2 protein-coding genes are annotated in these 1493 nt (G+C 47.8%); both read left to right on the top strand.

The features are described 5' to 3' along the window. Positions 1-953: aspartate-semialdehyde dehydrogenase (gene asd / locus B7Y67_RS17680; protein WP_293599753.1), on the top strand; the 953-nt coding region annotated here is incomplete at its 5' end. After that, on the top strand, positions 953-1493 hold a 541-nt coding region (locus B7Y67_RS17675), incomplete at its 3' end, for a FimV family protein (protein WP_367227305.1). The genes asd and B7Y67_RS17675, both read left to right, overlap by 1 nt.

Here is a 1493-nt window from a genome sequence, read left to right as displayed (position 1 = left end):
ACATCAAGGCCTTATCTCGCTGCGACATCATTCTGACTTGCCAAGGTGGTGACTACACCAATGAGATTTTTCCAAAATTACGCGCTGCTGGTTGGCAAGGCCATTGGATTGATGCAGCCAGCGCCTTACGCATGAAAGAGGATGCCGTCCTGATCTTGGACCCAGTCAATCGCCCAGTGATTGATCAAGCTTTAGCTGCCGGTGGTAAGAACTGGATTGGCAGTAACTGCACAGTAAGCTTAATGATGATGGCGATGGGCGGCTTGGTGAAAGCAGACATGGTTGAGTGGATTAGCGCCATGACCTATCAAGCTGCTTCTGGTGCTGGCGCACAAAATATGCGTGAGTTACTTCTACAAATGGGTGCTCTGCGTGACAGCGTAGCCACTGAATTAGCTGATCCATCATCTTGGATATTGGATATTGATCGTAAAGTGACGGAAACTTTGCGCTCCCCTGATTTTCCTAAGAAAAACTTTCGCAATACCCCTTTGGCCGGTAGCTTAATTCCTTGGATTGATGTCCCGGTTGAAAATGGCCAAACAAAGGAAGAGTGGAAAGGTGGCGCTGAATTTAATAAGATTTTGGGCCGTCCGCCATTTAGAACTCCTGGCAGTATTCCAATTGATGGATTATGTGTACGCGTTGGTGCTATGCGTTGCCATTCTCAAGGCTTAACCGTTAAGCTCAAAAAAGATATTCCCTTAAAAGAAATTGAAGAGATTCTGGCTGGTGATAATCAATGGGTCAAAGTAGTTCCCAATGATCGTGAAACCACAGAGCGTGATTTATCGCCGGCTGCTGTCAGTGGTACCTTGACAGTGCCCATTGGCCGTTTACACAAATTGGCGATGGGTCCTGAATATTTGGGTGCGTTTACGGTGGGCGACCAACTCTTGTGGGGCGCTGCTGAGCCATTACGTCGCATGCTCCGCATCCTGCTAGAGGGCTAATGTTGAGATTTAGCCGGATTCAGTTTGCAAGAACGCTTTGCTTAATTTGGCTTAGTTGGTCCTGTGCTGCAGGAGCTATTTCTCTTGGTTCCCCAAAACTGCTCTCTAGGTCAGGTGAGCCACTCAAGGTCGAGTTTCCAATCCGAGTAGGCGCGGATGAGCAATCTGCTCTTTCCAGTCTCAATGTTGCTATTGCAAACAAGCTTGCCTTCGATCGGTTGGGAATTTCTCAAAGGCTACTCACTTTCAATCCTCAAGCGATGATTTATCGCAATCAACAAGATCAACTGATGGTCTTGGTGGAGACGGTTGAATCTGTGCCAGCGACTGACGACCCATTTCTAGATGTTTTAGTAACCTTAAATTGGTCTGCAGGAAGCCTCACTAAGGCCTACACATTACTGCTTGGCAATGCCCAAAAGATTTTGGTCCGACCGGGTCAAACTTTATCGGAAATTGCAGCGCAACTAGCCCCACAGCTGCAGGGTGCAAGCCTAGATCAAGCCATGATGGCTCTATTCAAAGCTAACCCCGATGCCT

The organism is Polynucleobacter sp. 35-46-11 (assembly GCF_002281105.1).
Note: the sequence above shows the minus strand (reverse complement) of the source record. Positions and strands in the feature narration are given on the sequence as shown.